Origin of the sequence: Bacteroides sp. An51A (assembly GCF_002161565.1) — a bacterium.
GTDB classification, from domain to species: domain Bacteria; phylum Bacteroidota; class Bacteroidia; order Bacteroidales; family Bacteroidaceae; genus Phocaeicola; species Phocaeicola intestinalis.
Genome location: NZ_NFIC01000009.1, coordinates 96,752 through 118,603, shown reverse-complemented (window position 1 = coordinate 118,603; position 21,852 = coordinate 96,752). Strand labels below are relative to the sequence as shown.

At 41.7% G+C, this 21,852-nt stretch carries 20 protein-coding genes; 3 read left to right on the top strand and 17 right to left on the bottom strand.

Annotated features, from left to right (window positions below):
• Positions 1–304: 304 nt before the first annotated feature.
• From B5G04_RS16695 to B5G04_RS16675, 5 genes are all read right to left on the bottom strand, one after another.
• Positions 305–1,618, bottom strand: coding sequence for a DUF2971 domain-containing protein (locus tag B5G04_RS16695; RefSeq protein ID WP_087398091.1), 1,314 nt, complete (start codon positions 1,616–1,618; stop codon positions 305–307).
• Between the two features lie 42 nt (positions 1,619–1,660).
• Positions 1,661–3,331 (bottom strand): hypothetical protein, encoded by a 1,671-nt coding sequence (locus B5G04_RS16690; protein ID WP_087398090.1) that lies wholly within the window; start codon positions 3,329–3,331, stop codon positions 1,661–1,663.
• Positions 3,309–4,967 carry a hypothetical protein gene (locus B5G04_RS16685; RefSeq protein ID WP_239414133.1) on the bottom strand — a complete coding sequence of 553 codons (1,659 nt, stop codon included), beginning with the start codon at positions 4,965–4,967 and terminating at the stop codon, positions 3,309–3,311. The genes B5G04_RS16690 and B5G04_RS16685 overlap by 23 nt, the downstream gene beginning before the upstream one ends.
• Positions 4,968–5,040: 73 nt before the next feature.
• A complete protein-coding gene (locus B5G04_RS16680) occupies positions 5,041–6,312 on the bottom strand; it encodes a type II toxin-antitoxin system HipA family toxin (protein ID WP_087398088.1) in 1,272 nt (423 codons plus the stop codon).
• A gap of 3 nt (positions 6,313–6,315) precedes the next feature.
• On the bottom strand, positions 6,316–6,636 hold the full coding sequence (locus tag B5G04_RS16675) for a helix-turn-helix transcriptional regulator (RefSeq protein WP_087398087.1): 321 nt from the start codon (positions 6,634–6,636) through the stop codon (positions 6,316–6,318).
• Between the two features lie 671 nt (positions 6,637–7,307).
• On the opposite strand from B5G04_RS16675, the gene B5G04_RS16670 reads away from it, so the two are divergent.
• On the top strand, positions 7,308–8,213 hold the full coding sequence (locus tag B5G04_RS16670; RefSeq protein ID WP_239414132.1) for a transposase: 906 nt from the start codon (positions 7,308–7,310) through the stop codon (positions 8,211–8,213).
• A 294-nt stretch (positions 8,214–8,507) separates the two neighbouring features.
• On the opposite strand, the gene B5G04_RS16665 is transcribed toward B5G04_RS16670, so the two are convergent.
• The 10 genes from B5G04_RS16665 to B5G04_RS20035 all read right to left on the bottom strand — a co-directional run bounded on the left by B5G04_RS16665 (position 8,508) and on the right by B5G04_RS20035 (position 18,191).
• On the bottom strand, positions 8,508–9,659 hold the full coding sequence (locus tag B5G04_RS16665; protein ID WP_087398086.1) for a DUF6057 family protein: 1,152 nt from the start codon (positions 9,657–9,659) through the stop codon (positions 8,508–8,510).
• Positions 9,660–9,727: 68 nt separating this feature from the next.
• Positions 9,728–11,737, bottom strand: a complete 2,010-nt coding sequence (locus B5G04_RS16660; RefSeq protein ID WP_087212548.1) for an alpha amylase C-terminal domain-containing protein — start codon at positions 11,735–11,737, stop codon at positions 9,728–9,730.
• A 4-nt stretch (positions 11,738–11,741) separates the two neighbouring features.
• Positions 11,742–12,197 carry a YhcH/YjgK/YiaL family protein gene (locus B5G04_RS16655; protein WP_022039489.1) on the bottom strand — a complete coding sequence of 152 codons (456 nt, stop codon included), beginning with the start codon at positions 12,195–12,197 and terminating at the stop codon, positions 11,742–11,744.
• A gap of 34 nt (positions 12,198–12,231) precedes the next feature.
• Positions 12,232–12,897 (bottom strand): DUF2461 domain-containing protein, encoded by a 666-nt coding sequence (locus B5G04_RS16650; protein ID WP_022039488.1) that lies wholly within the window; start codon positions 12,895–12,897, stop codon positions 12,232–12,234.
• A gap of 68 nt (positions 12,898–12,965) precedes the next feature.
• On the bottom strand, positions 12,966–13,757 hold the full coding sequence (locus B5G04_RS16645) for an inositol monophosphatase family protein (protein WP_087212549.1): 792 nt from the start codon (positions 13,755–13,757) through the stop codon (positions 12,966–12,968).
• A gap of 5 nt (positions 13,758–13,762) precedes the next feature.
• On the bottom strand, positions 13,763–14,140 hold the full coding sequence (locus tag B5G04_RS16640) for a YccF domain-containing protein (protein ID WP_022039486.1): 378 nt from the start codon (positions 14,138–14,140) through the stop codon (positions 13,763–13,765).
• 351 nt (positions 14,141–14,491) lie between these two features.
• The gene (locus B5G04_RS16635) at positions 14,492–15,619 is read right to left on the bottom strand and encodes an mORN repeat-containing protein (RefSeq protein ID WP_022039485.1); all 1,128 of its coding nucleotides are present in this window, start codon (positions 15,617–15,619) and stop codon (positions 14,492–14,494) included.
• Between the two features lie 66 nt (positions 15,620–15,685).
• Positions 15,686–16,975 carry a pitrilysin family protein gene (locus B5G04_RS16630; RefSeq protein WP_087398085.1) on the bottom strand — a complete coding sequence of 430 codons (1,290 nt, stop codon included), beginning with the start codon at positions 16,973–16,975 and terminating at the stop codon, positions 15,686–15,688.
• Positions 16,972–17,733, bottom strand: a complete 762-nt coding sequence (gene kdsB, locus B5G04_RS16625; protein WP_087398084.1) for a 3-deoxy-manno-octulosonate cytidylyltransferase — start codon at positions 17,731–17,733, stop codon at positions 16,972–16,974. Before kdsB ends, B5G04_RS16630 begins: the two co-directional genes overlap by 4 nt.
• A 218-nt stretch (positions 17,734–17,951) precedes the next feature.
• Positions 17,952–18,191, bottom strand: a complete 240-nt coding sequence (locus B5G04_RS20035) for a hypothetical protein (protein ID WP_158100127.1) — start codon at positions 18,189–18,191, stop codon at positions 17,952–17,954.
• 359 nt (positions 18,192–18,550) lie between these two features.
• On the opposite strand from B5G04_RS20035, the gene B5G04_RS16620 reads away from it, so the two are divergent.
• Together B5G04_RS16620 and B5G04_RS16615 are read left to right on the top strand one after the other, a co-directional pair.
• Complete coding sequence (locus B5G04_RS16620) at positions 18,551–19,093, top strand: TlpA disulfide reductase family protein (RefSeq protein ID WP_087207785.1); 543 nt, start codon at positions 18,551–18,553, stop codon at positions 19,091–19,093.
• Complete coding sequence (locus tag B5G04_RS16615; RefSeq protein ID WP_022039481.1) at positions 19,090–19,890, top strand: N-acetylmuramoyl-L-alanine amidase; 801 nt, start codon at positions 19,090–19,092, stop codon at positions 19,888–19,890. Before B5G04_RS16620 ends, B5G04_RS16615 begins: the two co-directional genes overlap by 4 nt.
• A 59-nt stretch (positions 19,891–19,949) precedes the next feature.
• Here the strand turns inward: B5G04_RS16615 and B5G04_RS20030 are convergent, their stop codons facing one another.
• Together B5G04_RS20030 and B5G04_RS16610 are read right to left on the bottom strand one after the other, a co-directional pair.
• Positions 19,950–20,132 carry a hypothetical protein gene (locus B5G04_RS20030; protein WP_158098031.1) on the bottom strand — a complete coding sequence of 61 codons (183 nt, stop codon included), beginning with the start codon at positions 20,130–20,132 and terminating at the stop codon, positions 19,950–19,952.
• A gap of 265 nt (positions 20,133–20,397) precedes the next feature.
• Complete coding sequence (locus B5G04_RS16610; RefSeq protein ID WP_087394992.1) at positions 20,398–21,849, bottom strand: transposase; 1,452 nt, start codon at positions 21,847–21,849, stop codon at positions 20,398–20,400.
• Positions 21,850–21,852: the final 3 nt, after the last annotated feature.

Sequence of the window (21,852 nt, the reverse complement as noted above, 5' to 3'; positions counted from 1 at the left end):
TGCTATACATAATTCTATAAATTTGGTTGGCAGCGAAGTTACCCATTTCAATCAATAGCCATTTTTTGACTGCTTACGGGCTACTATCTCACAACAACTCGCCATAAAGTTTGGAGACAGGTTTAAATTTAAATTATTGTAATTTTACGCTCGTCGGGACGGGTGTTCCCGCCCCTTGGCGCTAGCCGTTTCCCGACCGATGAGTTTTCTGGAGAGAAATAATGTATGACACAGTTTATTTTACACTACCTGTTTGTCAAGTTTTACTCTTTGCTACATAGCATAGTTTACATCCTCATAAAATCTACCTGTAATTATCTATTTCAGACAAAGTAATATTTACTTTTTTAGGAATCTTATTATATGAACAATATTGTTGTAATTGTTGTCTGTTTGTTATCTTTTCTGGACATTTAGGGCCTAAAATTATTTCTTCTAAAATCAATGGGTATTTATTGTTGCCATCATCAATAGGAAATTCTATTATTGGGCAAAATATTTCATCAGACGATTGAATCCATTTAAACTTACTTTCATCATCACAGAAATAAAGTAATCTTATTTCTTTCTCATCTTTATAATCTACAGGCTTGAAAAAGTGCTTCCATATATTAAGTTGATTAAAGCATATATCTTTTTCTAGTAGCTTTTTTATAAACTCAATATATGGATGCTTCTTGTCTTTATTAGCATAGGAAATTGGAGCTATGAAAAAGTTATTATCCAATAAACCTTTATCTATATCATAGATTAAGCAAGTACCTTTAGCATCGTTTCCATACATTCTCCACATTGTTAGTTTGTCTTTGCTTTCAATTTCAGCACACGAACTGATATATGTACTGTTTATTTCTTTAATGGCATAAGGTGATAATGACGAATAATCAATTTTATCAATATTATTGATATACTGATCAAAATAATAACATTCACTTTTATCATTCATGCAAGCTATACTACATACACTTGCTTTCTTTTCTTTGATTATTCTTATTGTTGATGAGAGAGAAGTATATCTGCATAATTGATTAAATTCTCTATCTAGAAGCATATTAGTAAAGAATTTTCTTTCAAATTCTTCACTTAAAGAAAAACGGCCATCAGGCAATTTCGAGATATTGTTTTTTATATAATCGACATCAAGCTCATCTATAAAATTATTGAATTGACGATTATTGAGATTGCATTCATTTTTTGTCTGTCTAAAAATTGACAAAATCTCATTGGGGTTGAATTTCTCCTCTAAATTATTGATTTCCTCAATAATAGATCTTATTATAAGCTCTAATTTGCTTAATGGAACTTCTATATTCTCTATATTGTTGTAATTATTAGCCTTATAAAAATAACCTGCTGTATCATTACACAATATACAATATGAAGCATTTACTTTATTTGCATAATGCAATAATCTATTTAGCAGTATTCCTTTATTTGCCAATCTTTTATATAGATTTTTAATTTCCACTACTGCTATCAATACATTCTTTTTATAAATAAAAGCATCACATATGTATTCTCTAGAAAATATTTCATTATTGGGAATTATTTGATATTCCCTACCATATTCATTTAGTAATTTAGATATGCTTGAAATGGTATTATACTCTATACTCATATCAATTTTTATTTTAGTTTTTTAGATAAAATTAGCAAATTATTATTTACAATATGCACGACCAAGAAAATCTGGAAATAAATCAGTTTCATAATATTTATGAGCTAACACACGCAAAAAATAATAACCAGCTTTATCGCTTCTATACTCAATAGATTTATATTTCTTTACATAATTATTCTGAAAATCTTCTATTGTTTCAGGTAGCTTAATATTGGTCTGCACAGCCAACTCGTTATTGAGTCTTTTTTCAAAAAGCAATTGTTCAATATCGAATTCATTAGTTATCGGATATGCGACCTGTAAATTTACCTCAGATTCTTCAACTTTCTGCTTAAGAAAAGAGTAGAACTTCGGTAAATTTAGGTATGATAACAATTCAAATACTACCATTAAAAGCAAAGACGATTCACAATGATAATCGTCATCCTTCACATAAAGGCTTTTAGCTAAGGCCATTCGATTTCCATACATTTCCGGCCACATTTTTTGCTTTTCATAACGTTTTATCAGATTTATAACTGTATATATTAAATACTTCCCCAAACTATTCATGTCTTCTTGATTTTCTGCATATTTATACATGTACAAAAATACGATTTGAATAGTGATAGAATGTGTATCCAACAAAGGCATAGTGCAAGCATTATTATTTTCAATTATATTCTTTAGAATCTCTATTCTGTTTCTATGCTCCTGCTTTGAAACATTGTAAAAAAACTCTGTTAAGAAATAGAAATAAACTAAATCGCTTAAAAAATCATAGCATCTTAACGGATAAAACATATATTCTGAGTCTGTCGGTTCAAAACAAAATAACCCTTTGGGAAATTGTACTACACTTAATATTTTATTTATATACTCCTCATATATTTGAATCTGTAACCCAATAAGACAATTGAAATGATTAATAATAATAGTTTTTTTCTCCTTTTTGGTTCTAAGAATCCAAGCCCAGGTTTTCAAAATTATAGTATCAATGCAATACTTTGCAGGCAATAGATTTCCACATTCTATTGAGTAAAAATGAATCATATGTGCTATCAATCGTAATGTAGCAAACATATTAAGAAGTATCCTCTTGTTTTCTTTCTTTGTAGTCCCTATTTTACTTAACTGTATGTCTATGAGGGACGAAATATCCTTGAAGGTATTACCTTCTCCATCTAATAGGACAAGTATTTTTTTAAACAAACGGTAACTTTCATCATCAGCTAGTAAAGTTTCGTCAAATAAATACTCTGAAAAATAAGTAGTTAACACACTTATGTCCCATTCCTCAAAATTTCCATTAGGAAATTCTGTTTTAATAAATCCATTAAATGTTGGAAGGGCATTTGCATCGATCAAACCATTATGAACAAACACATAATATCTAGGGAAATTGCACAGATTAGGAACAGATACATCCTCATAAGGAGTATACTTGGATGCTCTTAGTGATTCGATCAAACCATCTTTCTCATTAAGCGTTCTATCTGTTATATCCCTGGAGCCAAATCCTTTCAGTTCAAACAAGAAAAGAGTAGATACACCCTTAATTTTTTTTATAGCTATCACATCTCTTCCATATTGTGACTGTCCTTTTGACTGTCGTGGTGTTGATAAAACTCTATATCCCATACGTTCTAAAAGTATAGGAAATATATAGTCCAATTCATTATCCTCTTTTAAGGATTCCACATACTGTTTAATTATTTCCTGCCGTTTCATTCCAATCTTTCAATAATTCATTTATCCATTCATTTTGTTCCATAGGTGTCATAGATTGAACAAGTTGCCTAGAAGGTACTGAAATTTGTATACAACCTAAATGTTGTACATTACCATTATCATCCATCCAACCACCTCCTCTTGCTAATAAGACGTTTTTCATTAAACCATCTAAAAAACCCTTATGATTTTTTTCTGCTTCTTTCATCTCTTGTTGCCAATGTGTTTTTTGAGTATTTATGGCTTCTTGATACTCAACCATATAACTATATTTGGGCGACAGCTCTTTAAGTGATTTTCTTTTCTCTATGGCATCAGCTCTTTTGTCATAATACTTCCTGATTTTTATAACATGCTCATTATTAATATTCAATTTATCAAAAACTTTAATTACATGCCCCATATAATCATCTAAATATGGTACCAATCTATTCATTATGACATTACAAACGCGCGTTGAATCGCTCTCTATCAATGGCAATAACTTCGGAAGTCTCGTCTCCGGATTACCATAATCTTGAAGCATACTTATAATAAATAGACATTGAGGTATTTCATCTAAGTCTTTTTGAGGATTAAATTCTGAAAATTCCAAATGATAATCATCCCATAGCCTACGCCCCACAACACGATATATCCCTTTTGGGTGGATAATAAACGACAAAGCAAATTTTAGAAAATCATCACTATTCTTTTGGAAAGAAGACAGACATCCTTTCATTGTTAGAATATCCATTGGAGTCAGACTTTCGGCAATGGTTATAAAAATATTTATTAAAGAATTAGAATCTTTTAAATGAATACATATTGAATCATCAATACATTTCAGTGCGGCTTCCTTATTCTCACTTTTTAGTCCTTTTATTAATAATATGACACATTTCTCTATAAATAAGCCAATCTTTTGTTGAAAAAACAACCAGTGGCATAAAGGATTAACGTACAGCGATACATCGCCTTGCAACAATTCTAAGATCTTTTGCTCACAAGTTTCCCTTCTTTGCCCAGCTAATCTATCAATCGTATAAAGAAAGAAAGACATAGCTGTACTTGATATAAAAGACGTGTGAGATATAGTTATATCAAAAGCAGTGTTAATGTCGTCATTTGTGAGCTGATTCGTTCTCACAAAAGCAATTGCAAACTCTTCCATGTTACATTCAGGAGGATAATCCACACAATATCTATTAAAATCATTCTCCATCAGACCAGCAAAGCAACTCAGCTTGTATTGTGGCAACAATGACATTAAGACAACGGCATTATCATAATACGAACTAGCGTATTTTTGAACTGCTATATCTACAAGGTGACCTATATTTTCTGTTTTATCTTCAAATGACAAAATATTTAGCTTCATGAATTCAGGGTCCCATCCAGATGCACCTGCAACAAGACGAAATCCCGTAGCCCATTTCCTAATATTATCAGTTTCATCGAAAATAATATTACCATCTTTCATATATGTAATGTATGCGAAAGCAACGGCAAAATACCATCCACGACTATCATAACTAAAAGATTCGATGATATGCTTATTGTTCTCCCAATAAGACACAGAATCACTAAACTCAAACTCACCAGCAGATGCTTTTTCATTTAAGAAATTTACCATTCTAACAAGTTCTTTAGGCATCCCTAAGTTTATATTTCGTCCATCAAACATAACAATACATTAGTTATTTATAACATTTATATATACATGCATTCTACACCCTATCATACGATGTTACCTGCCTCTCAAAAACTACCGCAAAGCGTTCCTGTTCGCTTTTCGCAATACCTAGTCGCGTAGCTAATAATCGCCATTCCTTGACGGCATCTGAGACCTCACTAATGATTTGCTGAGCTGGCTGTTTCTGGAGCATATATTCCTCACAAGAATTCAGCAATTCATTCAAATCAGATTTATTGGTAGAACTATTGATTAACAGGCTCTGATACTCATTCAGAGTGGGATTCATATCATAAGCTGGAGATAAAGTCCACCCCTTGGCAGTCAGAAGAAAACCATGATTGCGGAAATGGTCATCTGTATTACCAATACAGATATTGAACGCGACTCTGCGATACAGTTCTTTCAGATTATCCTCCACGTTAGTACAGTTCTGAAGTATAAAATCGACCATATCCAGATAGCCGTTGCCGGTATTGGCATTGTCTCCATCATTTAAACCCAAAAGAGTCATGGCTGAAGCAAAATGTATGCGCTTACCGTCTTCCCTTCTGTCAAATCGTTGGGAAAGCAAAGTATGGTATTTGTCGCTTGTGGAGATTACTCTTGTTTCTGCAGCATTGACACCGGCCTTCTTTGCCAATAGATGTGAGAAATGTTCCCAAAGCCCAGCATCATAATCATCTTTGCGGGACGGAAACTTTGCTATATACAAAATCTTGTTCTCGTCAATTACACTTGCCTTTGGACGTGCTCCGCCAAGAGATGAACCAGGTTGTACCAGTTGAGCAATCCAACGCATTTCAGGTAACCTGTTCTCATCTTCACTTTTCTCTATTTCGGAACTAGCTGCAATCAACTCACGAATATCTGTCAGTGGTGGTATGCGCAAGATTTCTCTTGCATTGATATAATCTCCATTTATAGACTCCTTGAATCGAAAAGCCCCCATGCGAGAAAAGTCCTCAATCCCGATAAGGTAGTCGAATGAAGAAAGCCGACGCACCGGACGTTTCTCTTCCTTTGCTAGAATCTGTTCCCGACGATTTATCAATGTACGCCCCCACCTGTCTGGAAGGGCATCAGAAAAACATCCGAAAACATCCTTGCCTGGAGCTGTATATTGCTGCCCTGGATAGTTATTCAAATCATCACTAAGAAACAGACTACCATAATCCTTTAACCACTCATTACTATAACAAAATCCATAGCTGTCAGAACCACGAAGTGATTCGTAACTTAACTCTCCAACGAGCCTTGGTTCTTTCAGCCAATCGAAATCAGCAAATACATAAAGTTTTTTCATCGCTTATTCTTTTTTGGATGCTCTTTCTCGTTTCTTAAGATTCAAATCCTGCAAGGCCTTTCCCATCGCATCTTCTTTTGCAAGCAACAGAATATCATCATCTAGCTGAAGTGCATAAAGCACCCTAAGATAAATGCCTATTGCTACTGTCGGTACACCTTTCTCTATGCGTGAAACCGTAAGAGGTGAACAGGTGGCACGTTCGGAAACCTGAGCAATACTGAGGTTTCTACGCAGTCTGGCTAGCCTGATTTGCTCACCTACTATCTGCATCTTCTGCTCCAGTTTTCTTGGCAACTTGGTACCCATTGTATTTTTCGTCATAGCTCAACATATCATATAATATGCAAATATAGTAGTTTCGCTTTATTTTATGATGTGTTACAGAGATAAATTTTTGAATTTATTCCTGTTGAAATCTGCTTTGGTCACATTATTGGGTGCTGGAGATATTAAATGCTACTATATTATTCATAAGGCTGATATTTTATAGATAACAAACAATATATTGTTCATAGAAAGATAGTAATAATTTGAACAGAAAAAGAAATAACACTTCCTTTTCTGTTCAAATTATTACTGCTAAGGCAATCTTAAAAAATAGCGACCGCTGTCACATAAGTCTGTTGTTTGTAACAATCACCGAAACACTGACCATACAGCAACTGAACTATCTCTAGGCTTTTATGGCCGGTGAAATCTCGTTCCAGGATTCGATTTATACCTATTGGTTAAAGACTGAGTACTTCGCAAAATAATCATAATGTCCCCTCCTTTTCAGAGCCATTTTTGTACCTTTTCTCATCAAAAAATGGCATTTTTCACAAGTTTTTGTACCGCACATTTTGATATTCAAGAAATTACACTTACTTTTACTTTCCAAAATGGAGGTACAAGCCGAGAATGGTGCTAAAAATCACTAACTTACACATTCTCAGATACTTGCCAACCTATTGGTTGTACCTTTTAGAGCGCTATACTATTGATAATCAACGATGTACACATACTGCATCGGCAAGTTCTGGTCGGGATGTGCTTCTCAGGTGAAACGGGGACTGGAAATTCTCGGCATTGGCATTGTCGACATTGACAGTCGGGACTGCATGATGCTGCGTGCGGAACAGACGCCGGACAAGGCGTATCTGGAAAAGCAAGGCGAAGATTACAATCTTGTGGACTGGTATCTTGACGTACTCCGCAAATACAAGGACAAGTTGCTCCGCATAACACGTTATGTCGTTGCAGACGCCTGGTTCTCAAAGGCGAAGTTCGTGGGTGAAGCCTGCCTGTTGGGATTCCATGTCATCAGCCGCCTGCGTGATGACGCCGCCTTGTGGTATGCGCATGACGGTGTCCGCACAGGCAAGCGGGGACGGCCGCGTATCAAAGGCGAGAAGATTGATTTTGAGAAACTCGACCTTCAGCGTTGCGAGATTCTCGACATCGAAGGAGGAAGGGCTTACTCAGTCAAGACCTGTTCAAAGGCAATGAAACGCAACATCAAAGTCGTGGTCCATTATCCCGAATCGGGAGGGCACAAGGTTTATTTTTCTACCGACCTTGAAATGTCGGCTAAAGACATCACCGAATACTACCGTACAAGATTTCAGATCGAGTTTTGCTTTCGGGATTCCAAGCAGTTTACCGGACTCAATGATTGTCAGGCAAGAGACTTGAGGAAACTTGACTTCGCTTTCAATGCTTCACTGGCCTCGGTAAACGCCGCAAAGGTCATGCGCCAACGATACTATCCCTCGCTTTCCATCGGACTGCTAAAGGCCTATCTGAGTAATATTTACATGCTCAAAAGAATTTTTAGCAAGTCCGGTCTGAAACCGAACAGAACTTTTAATGCTAAACTTATCAAAGAACTATTTGGCATAGTGGCAGAAGCCGCCTAGCCGATATGTTGAATTCTTAACGGACTATTATTTTATTTTATCGGCTGAAAAACAGCCGATAAAATTGTCGTGGCGGAAAATAGTATGGTTACCTTTTATAGTTTCCGTCCCAAAACCGTACTTTCTTGGAATGGAGAACGTAAAAGGAAGACAGTCTGAAACAGATACTGAACCTTTCAATCATACATTGATCATATCCGCTAAACAAATTTATCGGAAAAATTAAGAATACTCTCTTATTGCTCTGTTTGAGGATTAAGAAACTATTTTGAATTTCTACAAGTACGAATCTGGTTATTCCTGGTAGTCGAAGTACCACCAATAGGTGTCGCCAAACTCACGGCGCATTCTATTCCGTTCCTCTGTGTATGAGGTGAATCCAACTTGACGTTCCCTGTATGTAATGTAACGTTTGACCAAGGTGCTGTCGGTTATTTGCACTGGGTATTCGGGATGTGAGTCTCGATAAATCAACAGGGCTTCGCTGTAATGGCGAGGCAGCTCCTCCTCAATTTCATAGAGGTCATTCACAGCCTTAACAAACGTATCCAAATCTTTTTCGAGCAATAGAGCCGAGAGATAATAATCTAGAGCTGTGTATTTTCCCGTACCTTTGTAGCAGATGTTTTGCAAGAAAGTCAGCCACTTTTCGCCTGCATATGGCCGTACGCCTAGCAGATAATAGATGGAATCGTTAGTATAGCGATAGGTCTGAGTGGAGTCATCGGCAAAAAATAATCCGCCAGATCGGTAATGCTGTGGAAAAGTAAAAAGGCGTTTGCCCAGCTCACCGGTATGAGAGAGAGCTATTGAACGAAGTACGGTTAACGTCCGGGAAGCCTCCAGCGATTTTTCTCCTGCCTTTAAGACTTGCTGATACTGCCGTAAACGTAAATGATGTTCGGCTTCTAGTTCGTGATGGAAAGCACGATTGGTATTTCCGATAAGCGCAGCCATCAAACAGAGTACTATCACTATCAGTATATTGCAATTCATAAGGATGATAGGATTGCTTTCGTGATTTAGCTGATTGCGGAAGATACGGCGCAGCCAATATGCCACTGCAATGTAAATCATCAGTACAAGCGGGAGCATCCAGCCCCAGAAAGTATGGTAACCGCCAGTGTAGACATCTTTTCCCACATCGGTCAATGCGCCTAAAATAAGGCAGGAAGGAAAATAAGATAAAGCACGCACATTACCCTTCAAGCCTAGCAGGCTGTTGACACCCCAGCGCAGTAACAATAAAATAACGGTGATGATAATGGCACTTGCCAAAGGGGCAAAATGTGTTTTGCCGTGAGCTAATGAAAAATGCAACGCTTCCAGGATATCGCTCTGGAAGACATATAGGTAGGTAAAGCTAAATGCAGAAAAAAGAAGACCGCATACGACAGTCTGTATGCGAGCAGTTTTTTTGTATGCGGTATGGATGTATTCACTCATATCTCTACGGGGTTCTAGTAAAATAAGGAGGTGTGCCTTGGAACTTGCCCAGACACGCCTCCTTTAGTTTATTTCTGGCGTTTGAGTACTACAGCCGAACGGGCAGGAATGTAGAGCTTAAGCCATTCTTTCTTTTCTTTCGCGTACAGCGGGTCGGCGCAGGTGAAATGGGCTACTGTATCATCAGCAAATCCAAAGCCACCGAATTCCTTACTGTCTGTATTCAACACCACATGATATTCGCCTCTCGGAACCAGAAATCCATAGTCGGTGAACGAGCGGGTCGGGTTGAAATTAAATACGAATACCAGGTCTTTCCGACGGTAAGCCAATACTTGGTCTCCATCATTGTGCCATACTTCTATGACATCAGTCTTCTGGATGTTCTTTACACTTTCGATAAGGTGTACCATGGCTGCGTCGAAATCGCCCAGATAATGATAACATAAAGTTGGGTCATCTACCAGGTGCCACTGACGGCGGGCATATTTATACGACCAACCATTGCCTTCACGTGGGAAGTCAATCCATTCCGGATGACCGAACTCATTACCCATGAAATTCAAGTATCCACCGTTAATGGTAGATGCCGTAAGCAGGCGTATCATTTTGTGCAGGGCGATACCCCGTTCTACAGTACCGTTTTCATCGCCGATGCGGAAATGCCAGTACATGTCCGCGTCTATCAACCGGAAGATAATGGTTTTGTCACCCACTAATGCCTGGTCGTGACTTTCGCAGTACGAGATGGTCTTCTCATCTTTTCTGCGGTTAGTTACTTCCCAAAACATGCTGGAAGGTTTCCAGTCCTCATCACGGCGTTCCTTGATGATTTTTATCCAGTAGTCAGGAATGTTCATTGCCATACGATAGTCGAAGCCGTAGCCTCCATCGGCGAAGGGTGCTGCCAGCCCCGGCATACCCGACACTTCCTCAGCAATAGTAATGGCACGCGGATTCACCTGATGTATCAATTTGTTTGCCAATGTGAGGTAACAGATAGCATTGTCGTCCTGATGGCCGTTGAAATAATCTTCATAGCTACAGAACGCCTCTCCCAGACCGTGACTGTAATAAAGCATCGAAGTAACACCATCGAACCGGAACCCATCGAAATGGAACTCATCCAGCCAGTACTTGCAATTGGACAGCAAGAAGTGAAGCACTTCATTCTTTCCATAATCGAAGCAGAGCGAGTCCCAAGCCGGATGCTCTCGGCGGTCGCCTTGGTAGAAATACTGGCAAGGGTCTCCGGCAAAGTTGCCCAATCCTTCCACTTCATTCTTTACGGCATGAGAGTGCACAATGTCCATGATGACTGCCACGCCCATTTGGTGAGCTGTGTCGATAAGTTGCTTCAGTTCTTCAGGCGTTCCGAAACGGGAAGAAGGTGCAAAAAAGCTTGATACGTGATAGCCGAAACTTCCATAATAAGGATGTTCCTGAATGGCCATGACTTGAATACAGTTGTAACCGTCTTTTACCACACGCGGAAGCACATTTTCGCGGAATTCGTTGTATGTGCCCACTTTCTCAGCGTCCTGCGACATACCGATGTGGCATTCGTAAATCATCAGGGGCGAGATATTGGGATTGAAGACTTTTTTCTTGAACTTGTAAGGTTTGCTTGGGTTCCACACCTGCGCACTGAATATTTTGGTTTCGTCATCCTGCACCACACGGGTAGCCCACGCAGGAATGCGTTCGCCACATCCGCCTTCCCAATACACTTTCAGCTTGTACAGGTCGCCGTGCTTCATGGCTTTTTCCGGCAGATTGATTTCCCAGTTTCCACTATTCTTTACTTTCCTCAATTTGAACTTGGGTTGTTCCTGCCAGCCGTTGAAATCACCGATAAGGTAGATAGCAGTAGCATTGGGAGCCCACTCGCGAAAAGTCCATCCTTTTTCGGTGTGATGAAGTCCAAAATAAAGATGCCCGGTAGCGAAGTCTGCCAGGGTCTTCTTTCCAGTCAGTTCCTTTTCCTTGTCAATGGCATGCTGGTGTCTGCCTGTGATGGCATCCTTGTATGGTTCCAGCCAAGGGTCGTTCTTAATGATATTCAATTCTTCGTCCATGGTATTAGCCTTTTAATCTGTTTGCTTTTACTTTTATGATAATTTTTTTCACTCCATCGGGGGTTACGCCGGGCGCATGCGCGTCTTCAGGAAAGAAAATGGCGAACATGCCTGGCTTCACGGTCAGGTAGTCAGGTGCCAAGCCCTTATAGAAGGTAATATCTTTTTCCGCATTGTATTCTTCTTCGGGCAAGTCGGTGCGCGGCATGTAACCCATCAGCTCCACTCCCGAAAGCGGGATTTGAATGTCGATAAAGTTGTTGTGGGTTTCCAGCTTCGCCTCTTCTTTCGTTTTTGGACGGGTTTGCGAAAAGTTGACGGTGAGTTCACCTTCTTTCAGAGTCATTTTGCCCAATTCGTGGGCATTTAGGTCGGTTGCTTTCAAAAAAGCCAATGCATCGGCGAACAGCGGGTTCAACGACACATATTTTTCCATGTTTTCCAGTTTGTCGACAACCATAGTCGTATCGTTTTATAAGGTTTGATAATAGAAATTACTCAAAATCGTCTATCGTAAAGTTAGTAAAATCAGCAAAAGGCTTCATTTGCCTAAACACTTCAGCAGTCTGTTCCAAAAAATCGGGAACTTCAAAAAAGTTGTCTGATACCCGATAAGACACCGAATAATCCTTACAACAGAGATACTGGGGATAAGGAAAGTCTTTGGGAAATCCTTTTGGCAGGGTTTTCAAGTGCTCTTCGCCGATAACGGGGAAATACCGTCTGAAAGCAGGGGCTTCTACAATGGCGCGGAATTCGTCAATGTTGTCGTACACCGACTGCCGGACGGCCTTCAGCACATTTGCCGGCAGACACCAGCTACCTCCTGCCAACATGCAATTACCTGGCTCCAAGTGGATGTAATAACCACAATGATTTGATTTTTTGCCTTTGGCATTAATATATCCACCGATGTGCCGCTTGTAAGGCGACTTGTCTGAGGAGAAACGAATGTCGCGGTAAATGCGGTAAGTACAATCTTGCGGACGGACATGTGCCACGCTTTTATCGAACACAGCGATACGTGCGATAAGCGCGGCAAGCAGTTCGTTAAACATTTCCTGTACATGCAAATATTCCGCCTTATGTTCCTGAAACCAAATTCGGTTGTTGTTCGCCGCCAGTTGTTTCAGAAACTCTATTATCTCTGATATGTTCATGTCCTTTCTTTTTTGGTGACACAAACATACAAAAAAAGTTGGAAATAAGCCAACAAAGCGGAAGTATTTTACCACTCGCCAAGGATATTCAACAATTCGGTGTGTGTTTTACCGTTGGAAGCCAGGACTTGCCGTCCGGAATGGTACGTATTTCCTCCCTTGAAGTCGGTTACCTGGCCTCCTGCGTTTTGCAGGATGAGAGCACCTGCTGCAATGTCCCACGGTCCCAGAAAAGCCTCAATACGAGCCTCAAAGCGTCCAGCTGCCACATAACACAACTCGACTGCTGCAGCCCCCATCAGACGCAATCCTCCTACGTACCCATAAAGGCGGTCGACCAAATGTATGGCTATGGGCTTGTAAGCGTCCGAGTCGTAAGGAAAGCCTAAGGCAATAAAAGCGTCTTCCAATGCGTTTACTTGTGACACGTGTATCTTGTTTCCGTTCAAGTACGAAGCGGATCCTTTGCAGGTCCAATAACATTCGTCATGTGTGATTTCGTAAACCACGCCCAGTAGCAATTCCTTTTGGTCACGCAAAGCAATGCTGACGCAATAGGGAGCATTGTTGTGAATGAAGTTAGTGGTGCCGTCCAGCGGGTCAACCAGCCAACAATATGGCGCATTTTCGTTTTGAGGCACACTTCCTTCTTCTGCGATGAAACTTGCTTCTGGAAGTAATTCATTGAGACTGGATACGAGACGTTTCTCTGACTCCTTATCTACGTATGACACATAGTCGTGTGCGTGTTTCTTCTCGACAGCATTCCAGTCGAATTTCTTCCGTTCTTCACGGATAAATGCACCAGCCTCGATAGCCACAGCGCGAACTTTTTCGGTAAGTAATGTTAAATCCATCATTGTATTCATAGATTGAGTGACACATCTTTGCCAAACGGCGCCAAGGATAACTTTGCCATCTTGAAATGTTGTTTGGCAAAAGGGATGCCGATAATAGTGATGAAAAGCAATAAGCCAAAGAAAATGTGCATAATCCATGCCATTAGCCCACCGAAAATAATCCATAACAGGTTGAGTGGGATACGAATGCATCCCGTAGGTGATTCCGTATCCTTTACTTCTGCACCGAAAGGCCACAGGCAGAGCAGCCCAATCTTGAATGTTTGCAAGGCAACCGGTATGCCGATGATGGTACAGGCAATAGCCAGGCTGCCTGTAAAATATCCGATTGCGGCTTCCAGTCCGCCAAAGAGCCACCACAATAAATTTCCGATGATTCTCATTCTTTATTCTATTTTTCCGTTAATGCGTTTGGGAGTTATAGCCAACCACTCTCCCTGGTTTTATCATAATCCTTGAATCGGCATACAAATATGGTATAAAACTATTTCGAATTTCTCCAAAAAGTTTTTCTCATCTTGATGTATTCGTTTTCGTGTGTGCTCTAGGTAATTTGGGGGTCCTTTCCGTTTCTGTTCTTCGTCAGATACCCCCCCCACTATCTTCCTCATAGTAAAGACGCAAGATTTTGCGTCTCTCCTCCCCAATTAACACACGATAAATCCAAAGCAGTTTCTAAATGTTTTTAATACTTATATGCGTATTGTCTGGATACATCATAGCCATGCCGGTTACTACTTCTTGTCTGCCGCATTCAGCAACCGTCCGTTACGGAAGGTGCCTTGGCGTGTCACATTTCCTTGCGCATCGGTTTCCACAAAAGCTCCGTCTTTCTTACCATGCTTAAAAAAGCCTTCAAAGCGCGAACCGTCTTTGTTGACAATTGTGCCCTTGCCGTGCTCCTTGCCTCCTGCAAAACTTCCGGTATATACTGAGCCGTCTTGCATGTGAAGCACTCCTTGCCCTTCGGCAACATTGTTCTTCCATTCGCCTTCATACTCGTCACCGTTACCCCATTTGTAATGTCCGTGTCCAGAGCGTTGGTTGTTTTCCCACTCACCTTCGTACACGGCACCGTTCTGCCAAGTAAATGTTCCTGTTCCCTCCTGTTTGCCGTTCTTGAACTGACCCACGTACTTGTCTCCATTCGGATAGGTGTAGGTTCCTGTTCCGGTCCGTTCGCCATCCACGTAATCCCCTTCGTATGTTTCACCATTCTGAAAGTGATACACGCCTTTGCCGTGCTGTACATCACGTACCCAATCGCCCACGTATTTGTCGCCATTAGTATAATAGAAAGTACCTTGCCCGTCGCGCTCGCCACTCTTCCACTGTCCTTCATATTTTGAGCCATCTTCCCAAATCATCACACCGGATCCGTCCTTCAGGTCGTTTTTCCACTCTCCGTCATAATTGGCACCTCCGCTCCAAGTATAAATGCCTTTGCCGTTCCGTTTGTCGTGGTGCCAGGAACCTACATATTTGTCACCGTTGTAATAGTACATCGTACCTTCGCCTTCCTGAAAATCCTGATACCACATTCCTTCGTAGCGGTTGTTATTCATAAAGTAATAAGTACCTTTGCCATGCTGCTGGTCTTCGAACCATTCACCTACGTATTTTTCCCCATCGGCGAAAGTATAGGTTCCCGTTCCCTGTCGTTTGCCTTTCACATATTCCCCTTCATAGATATCTCCGTTTTTGAATACGGTTTTTCCTTTGCCGTTCGGGCGACGGCTCTTCAGTTCACCAGTGTATTCCGACCCGTCCTTGAATTTATAGTAACCCAACGACATTTGGGCGGAAGCGCACAGGCTCCCCATGGCCAAAAAGGCACAAAATAATCCTATATATTTATTCATGCTTATTCTACTTATTTGTTTAAATCGTCCAAAATTAGTTTTTTTCAACCAGCCGTGACAATTTCATTACACTTTTTTACCTGCTACTACTGCTATTAAGTTTTCTTTGCAAAAATGTTTTTGTGCCAACGACAGGATTTCATCGGTACTTACTTCACGAATAGCCTCCAGGGAGCGTTCAAAGAAATCGTTTGCCAATCCGGTGGTTTCGATAAATATCCATGCATCGGAAAGTGAGAACGCACCTTCATAAGAGCGGCACATGTCGCCGAGCATATAATTGCGCACCATCTCCAATTCCTCGGAAGACACCTTTTCCGAGCATAGGCGATCCATTTCCTTGAATACTTCGGTAATGATTGGCTCTATATATTCGTTGGCAGCCTCAGTACTGATGCCCAGCACGCCTATTCCTGGATAATTGACCAGTCCGGCACCTATTCCATAAGTGTATCCTTTTTCTTCGCGGATGTTCGACATCAGCCTACTCCCGAAATAACCGCCAAACAGTGTGACCAGCACGCGTAGCTTTAGGTAATCGGGATGCTGCTGGGGAAGCGAGAAGGCACCCATCTTCAACGAACTTTGAAGAGCATCGTCTTTTTCCACAAAGAGGCGGCAACAGTTCTCCGTATCGGGTAAATATTGCTCAAAGGTAGCTGTGTGCGAACTTTCGCCCCAAGATGTTTCACCGAAATGCTGCTCGATACAACGCAATATCTCGGGAGTTACTTTGCCTGATACGTACATCGAACAATTAGCTGAATGATAATAAGTACGATAAAAACGCACCAATGCGTCTCGAGTGATGTGGTCGTAGTCATCCAATTCAGCGTATCTTCCCAATGGGTGTGTAGAGCCAAAAAGAGCACGATTCAATCGTTTACGGGCCATCACGTCCACCCTACGGGCATTCACCCGGAACTGCTGTTTATTGGCATTGACGATGACCGAAAGTTCTTTTTCCGGGAATACAGGTTCTTTCACCATCGAAGCCACCACCTCAACAGTGCGTGGAAAGTGCTTACCCAGCGAATATAGCGTGATAAAACCATAGTTGACCGATGAAGACAAATCGAGCCACGCACCATAATAGTCCAAACGTTCCGCTATTTGCGCCGATGTCAATAAGCGAGTACCCTCGCGTAACATACGGTTGGTAAACATTGCTTGTAAAGGTTGCTCTTGGTTCCATTGCCCACCCTTCATCAGCAGGTCAAAACGGATGACATCTTCATCGCCCACCTGCATGATGTTCACTGGGATGCCGTTACGCAGCACGTAACGTTCGGGTTCCGGTATCGAGAAATGCTCTATCTGGCGTATTTCAGGAGCTGTTGTTCTGTCAAGACTCATAGCTGTTGGAAATGTTCTTGCAAGAACTTCTCGGCACGAGCCAAGTCTTGCGGGGTGTCTATGCCTATTGTTTCTACATCACTGATACCCACTTTGATGACGTATCCGTTTTCCAACCAGCGTAGTTGTTCCAGCGATTCGGCCAGTTCTAGCGGGGACTGGGGCAGGGCTGTAATTTCCTTCAGTACCTGAGAGCGATAAGCATACAGTCCGATGTGTTTGTAGTATGTATGCGAGGATAACCATTCTTGGCGGTCTTTCCCACGCAGGAAAGGAATGATGGAACGACTGAAGTACAAAGCATTACCATTTCTCCCTACCACAACCTTGGGCGAATTGGGATTTTCCAGTGCATCCAATCCATTTGTCGCATTAAAGGGTTTCACCAGCGTAGCTATCTGTGTAGCAGGGTCGTCAAAACAGGCCTTGAGAGTTTTCAGCTGCGAAGGTTGGACGAAAGGTTCGTCGCCTTGGATATTGACTACTACGTCGAATTCTCCTCCCACTTTCCGGTAAGCTTCCGCACAACGGTCTGTTCCGCTCCGGTGCGCAGCAGAGGTCATTACAACTTTTCCACCAAACGACTTAACAGCAGCTTCGATGCGCTCGTCGTCAGTGGCCACGTATACATCATCAAATACACCGTATACTTGTTCATACACTCGTTCAATAACCGGTTTTCCTCCCAACAATGCCAGCGGCTTGGCAGGAAAACGAGTTGATGCATATCTTGCAGGAATGATTCCGATAAAATTCATGGCATTCTTTTTTTGGTTTGAGTATGCAAATGTAGGAAAAATCTACGGAAAAACCTTCTTCTGTATATAGATTTCACATGCATACCCCATGGTTCTTTCATTTGGGCATTGATATTAAGGTGTATAATTTTCCCCCACTCCTTGGAGACTGTTTTGAATTAATCAAAGAAAAATGTGATGGGCATCTAATTAATTTGGTAATCAAATTCCAAAAGTAATCAAAACAGTTGGAGTTTCTGATTGGGTTGCGTTATCAATCCAGACAGCCTGAAACAGATACTGAACCTTTCAGAAGCTGTTTTGAATTTCTCCAAAAAGTTTTTCTTGGCTTGATGTATCCGTTTTCGTGTGTGCTTTGGGCGATTTTTTGGTCCTTTCCGCTCCTGTTCTTCGTCAGATAGCCCGCTATCTTCCTCATCACAGAAGCGAAAATGCCTCAAAAACTCATCCCAAATCATCGCACGATAAATTCAAAACAGCTTCTCAATCATGTATTGAGAATTATTTTCGTGGACGTTTTTCTGATTTTATGAAAAAGATAGCAGGCTGTCTGACGAACAAATTCAACGAGATAACCATCATTCTCGGAGTCCTTTTCGATAGATATAGAAGATGCCGTTGTATCCATTGTGACACGATGTGCACACGATATGAGACGAACCAAGCTAATACTAACAATCCCAAACAACGTTCATTACTTGCATTACTTGGTTACAAAAGAGAAAAAAACCGTGATTATTCTTCATTATATTTCCCTGATTTGCTCGGTGTCTCGCTTTTTTGCATTATCTTTGCCTAGTGACTAAAGATGATGTGTATGAAAAAACTGTTTTTATCGATGCTTTTAGGCTGTATCCTTATGCTGAGAATAGTTCCAGCTTTACACGCGCAGCAACCTATGCCCGATTCCAATGGATATATAGTAAAGGTAGGAGATGTAGCACCCGATTTTGAAATGATGCTCACTGACGGCAGCCAAGTAAAACTTTCTGATTTACGCGGCAAAGTGGTGATGCTTCAGTTCACTGCAAGTTGGTGCGGCGTATGCCGCAAGGAAATGCCTTTCATTGAGCGTGACATCTGGCAGAAGCACAAGGACAACGACACATTCGCACTGTATGGCATTGACCGAGACGAACCGCTAGATAAAGTGAAAGCTTTCGTGGAACAGACCCAAGTAACTTATCCAATGGGACTTGATCCGGATGCCAATATTTTTGCGCTTTACGCAGAGCGTAGTGCTGGCATTACCCGTAACGTGCTGATTGACCAGACGGGCAAGATTGTGTTGATGACCCGCCTCTACAACGAAGACGAGTTTGCGTCATTGTGCAATAAAATAGATGAATTGCTGAAATGAACCGTTTGCGACTGACACTTGTAGCATTGTGCCTGCTGTTGCTCGCACCTGCTTATGCCCAAAAGAAAAATACCCGACGCGAGCCCTTGTTCGGAAAAGCTAATGCCACTTATCAAGTTACGTCCAACAGTTTGAAGGGAGCTACCTTTTATTTGGTAAGCGGACACGGAGGACCTGATCCGGGATGCATCGGTAAGTATCAAGGCAAGGAACTGCATGAAGACGAGTATGCTTATGACATCATTTTACGGCTGGGACGCGAATTACTAAAACGGGGCGCAAAAGTGCATTTCATCATCCAGGATGCCAAAGACGGCATCCGCAACACAACGATCCTGAAAAATAGCAAGCGTGAAACATGTATGGGAAGACCCATTCCACTAAAGCAGGTAGCACGGTTACAACAACGTTGCGACGCCATCAACCGACTTTACCGCAAGGATAAAAGCAAATACAAACGAGCGATATTCATTCATGTTGACAGCAGGAGCCGTGGCAAGCAGACCGATGTATATTTTTATCATGCCCCCCAAAGTAAATATGGAAAACGACTTGCTACTCAGTTGCACAAAACGTTCAAGGCAAAATACGATCGTCATCAACCCAATCGTGGCTTTGAGGGGACGGTAAGTGCACGTGATTTGTTTGTATTGCGTAATACTATTCCTTACGCTGTCTTTCTGGAATTGGGAAATATCCAAAACGCACAAGACCAAAAACGTCTGGTTATTCCCGATAACCGTCAAGCTTTAGCAAACTGGATTGCCGATGCTATTGTAAAAGATTATAAGAAATAATCAGCAGGCGCTAATCAGGAGTTGCAAGCAATTATGTTTCACAAGAGCCAGCACTCCGGTTAGAAGTTATAGTAAGAAGCTGTTTTGAATTTCTCCAAAAAGTTTTTCTTGGCTTGATGTGTTCGTTTTCGTGTGTGCTTTGGGCGATTTTTTGGTCCTTTCCGCTTCTGTTCTTCGTCAGATAGCCCGCTATCTTCCTCATCACAGAAGCGAAAATGCCTCAAAAACTCATCCCAAATCATCGCACGATAAATTCAAAACAGCTTCTAAGACAAAATTGGTTTGTGAAAAAAGAGGGTGTATCAAATTCCGGCACACCCTCTTTTTATTGAAATACCCTTATGAGAAACAGCTCTTTCTAAAAACCAACACAACCAGCATATAAATCGTCTATGTCCTGGCTCAAGCACATATTTGGGACAATTTGGGACAATATCCGAAAACTTATAATCTGTATCCATAATAATAGGAATTGTCGATAATATTACATATTCAAGTTTCGCAAGTTCAACTTGCAGGTTTTAATCTATAAATGTCGCAAATATGTTTCATATCTTCCTCCCTGTTGATGATAGCCTGATAGATATCTTCATCAGTCAATCCGAAGAGTTCCGCAACCGCAATGACCAGTTCTTGCATGACGCCCCATATCCTTTCCGCAACGGACAGTTCCAAAGAATCCTTGGTTACGTCTTCAAAGAGCTTTCCCATGGTCTCGTAGGCTGCAAACCTCTTCACTAAGGAAAGGATGTTGTATTGCAAAGCCGTCAGGGATGTCGCCGCGATTTGCGAGGCGAAGTTGCCGGCCTGGCATTTGCCCAGCCCCAACAGCCCCTTCGCTTCCTTGAACACGACTTCCAAAGACCACCTTTGGGCATAAATCCGGTACGCTTCAAGGAACTCAAGCCGTATGTCCGTGGTCATCAGGCCGTTCCATGCGCCCCGTTTGCTTCTCCTGACAAAGTACAGGCGTACCTTGGTATCCGCAAAGGTCACGTCCGCCACGATGTAATAGCAACGCAGTCTCCTGCTGTACTTCCGCCTGCCTTGCCTGTTAAGGTGCCTGATCAAGGCCGGCGCGGTATAAGGCTTCCCGTCCAGACAGTATTTTGTCCTGCTGTTTTCTCCCACCTTGATCATGCCCAGGTAATCGCACCTGACGTGGCGGGAGCGGATGAACCGGATGACATCCTTGCAGGCGAACCAGCTGTCTGCCAGCACATACCTGAACCTGACCCCTTTGCGGATGGCGCGTCTTATCATGGCAATCATCAGGTCGGTTTTCTTTGCCGTGTATTCACCGATACGCTCCTGCAAGGCGTCGCCGCTGTCACGTCCTTTGGTGAAACGTCTTGCGAGCTCTTCATCGGACATCCCGAACTTTCCATCCTTTCCTTTTTCACCCAGCAGTGCAAAATCCAGAAGCATTTGGGTTGTCCCGTCCGTGACGGCAAGGAACAATGCCTTGAAACCGAGGATGCACCTGTGATGGACATGGGAAAACACCCTGCCGATGTTCTCCATGCGCCGTCCCGTCTTGGGATAGTCCGTGTCATCGACTATCAGACAGACCGTGCCTTCCTTGCGCCCGGAGCGGAGTCTGATCTTCGACCAAAGCTGGAGGGTGAGGTGATAGACGGACTTCCGCCAGTTTATCTTGGGATTACTCATGAAACGGTAGAACACGTCTTTCTTGCATCCCAGCAAGCCGCTTAAGGAAGACCCGGTGAAACGATAAGGGTTACGGACCATGAAACACGGGTACAACAGCAAAGCCTGGAACACCTGCAACAACGGATACACATTGTTGCACTTGCTCTTCATGCCGAACAAGGTGGATTCATTCATTCTTAACCATTTGATAACGTCCAGTATGGAATACATCGCTTTATGCGCGTCATTTTTTCTAAAAAATGCGCTGATTTCTGAAAGAAAGTCTGTAACTTTGTGCAAGGGCATAGG